This is a genomic window from Frankia sp. AgKG'84/4 (genome assembly GCF_023242965.2).
In the GTDB taxonomy this organism is placed as follows: Bacteria; Actinomycetota; Actinomycetes; order Frankiales; family Frankiaceae; genus Frankia.
This window is the reverse complement of sequence record NZ_JALKFU020001291.1, coordinates 1-2165: the sequence shown is the minus strand read 5'-3', so window position 1 is coordinate 2165 and position 2165 is coordinate 1. Positions and strand designations below refer to the sequence as shown.

Annotated in this window: 2 protein-coding genes; both read left to right on the top strand. The window is 72.3% G+C overall.

Features of this window, described 5'->3' with window-relative positions:
- The first annotated feature begins 257 nt into the window (after window positions 1–257).
- Window positions 258–1640 carry a dihydrolipoyl dehydrogenase gene (lpdA, locus tag MXD58_RS29765; RefSeq protein ID WP_248837190.1) on the top strand — a complete coding sequence of 461 codons (1383 nt, stop codon included), beginning with the start codon at window positions 258–260 and terminating at the stop codon, window positions 1638–1640.
- A gap of 147 nt (window positions 1641–1787) precedes the next feature.
- Window positions 1788–2165: biotin/lipoyl-containing protein (locus tag MXD58_RS29760; protein WP_284679016.1), on the top strand; the 378-nt coding region annotated here is incomplete at its 3' end.

Below are 2165 nucleotides of genomic sequence, written 5' to 3'. Positions count from 1 at the left end.
ACCGGGCGGCGGCGGGACGGCGGCGGGACGGCGGCGGGACGGCGGCGGGACGGCGGCGATAGGCACCGCCGATGGGCGACGTACCCCACGTGCCCATCCGAGCGGGTGCCGGCTGGCGTCGTGAAAGACTGGGCTCGGACCGACGTGTGGACCGGCGTGAGGTTGTCGGTCGTGGCCTGTGGCGCCGGCCCGACGACACCCTCGCGGCCGGCGCCCCCCGCAGGCCTGCACACAGTCAACGAGAAGGGACCCCAGACGTGGCAGATTCAGCGGCTGGTCCCGTCGACCTGGTCATCCTCGGCGGCGGCAGCGGTGGATACGCCGCCGCGCTGCGCGCCGCGGAACTCGGCCTGAGCGTCGTTCTCATCGAGAAGGACAAGCTCGGCGGCACGTGCCTGCACCGCGGATGCATCCCGACCAAGGCGCTGCTGCACTCGGCGGAGATCGTCGACAACATCAACGACAGCGAGACCTTCGGGATCCGCTCGACCTTCGACGGCATCGACATGGCCAAGGTCAACGCCTACAAGGACTCGGTCGTCGCCGGCCTGTTCAAGGGGCTGACCGGGCTGGTGAACTCCCGCGGCATCGAGGTCGTCGAGGGCACGGGCCGGCTCGTGTCTCCGACCGCGGTCGCCGTCGGGGACCGGGTCGTCGAGGGCCGGCACGTGCTGCTCGCCACCGGCTCGTACGCGAGGACCCTCCCCGGCCTCGACATCGACCACGAGCGGGTCATCACCAGCGACGATGCCCTCGTGCTCGACCGGGTGCCGGCGTCGGTCGTCGTGCTCGGCGCCGGCGCGATCGGCTGCGAGTTCGCCTCGGTGTGGCGCTCGTACGGCGCCGAGGTCACCATCGTCGAGGCGCTGGCACATCTCGTGCCGCTGGAGGACGAGTCCAGCTCGAAGCTGCTGGAGCGGGCCTTCCGCAAGCGCGGGATAGCCCAGCATCTCGGCGCCCGCTTCGCCGGGGTGAAGACCACCGACCACGGGGTGACGGTGTCGCTGGAAAGCGGCACGACCATCGAGGCCGAGCTGCTGCTCGTCGCGGTGGGCCGCGGACCGGTCTCGGCGGGCCTGGGCTACGAGGAGGTCGGGATCGAGACCGACCGCGGCTACGTGCTGGTGGACGGCGACCTGCGCACGAACATCCCCACCGTCTCCGCCCTCGGCGACCTGCGCCCCGGCCTGCAGCTCGCCCACGTGGGCTTCGCCGAGGGCATCTACGTGGCCGAGCGGCTCGCCGGACTGCGCCCGGCGCCGTTGGACTACGACAACGTCCCGCGCGTCACCTACTCCCACCCCGAGGTCGCCTCGGTGGGACTGACCGCGGCCGCCGCCCGGGAACGCCACGGCGAGATCCGCACCCTCACGTACAACCTCGCCGGCAACGGCAAGGCCCAGATCCTGCGGACGGCGGGCGCGGTGACGCTGGTGGCCCTGCCCGACGGGCCCGTCATCGGCGTCCACATGGTGGGCGACCGGGTGGGCGAGCTCATCGCCGAGGCACAGCTCATCACGAACTGGGAGGCCCTTCCGGTCGACGTCGCCCAGCTCATCCACCCCCATCCCACCCTGTCCGAGGCTCTCGGCGAAGCGCATCTCGCGCTGGCCGGCAAGCCCCTGCACATCCACGGCTAGGCGCCCACCTGGACGCCTAGCGACGGAACCCCCCGGGGTCGGCTACCCGACCCATCCACGTACTCAAGGCCAAGCCACAGCATCAGCGCCTCCGGCCGGCCGCTTGCGCGGTGCAGATGCCGGACGCGACGAAGGAGTCGTTCCAGCATGTCTGTATCTGTCACGATGCCCCGGCTCGGGGAGAGTGTCTCCGAGGGAACCGTCACCCGTTGGCTGAAGCAGGAGGGCGAGCGCGTCGAGGCCGACGAGCCGCTCCTCGAGGTCAGCACGGACAAGGTCGACACCGAGATCCCCGCCCCCGCGTCCGGTGTCATCAGCTCCATCAAGGTCTCCGAGGACGAGACCGTCGAAGTCGGCGTCGAGCTCGCCGTGATCGACGACGGGTCCGGTGCCGCGGCGCCAGCCGAGGCTCCCGCGGCCGAGGCCCCCGCCCCGGAACCCGAGCCCGAGCCCGAGCCGGCGAAGCCCGTCGCAGCCTCCCCGCCGCCCGCGCCCACCCCGGCACCGCCGGCACCCGTGCCGGCC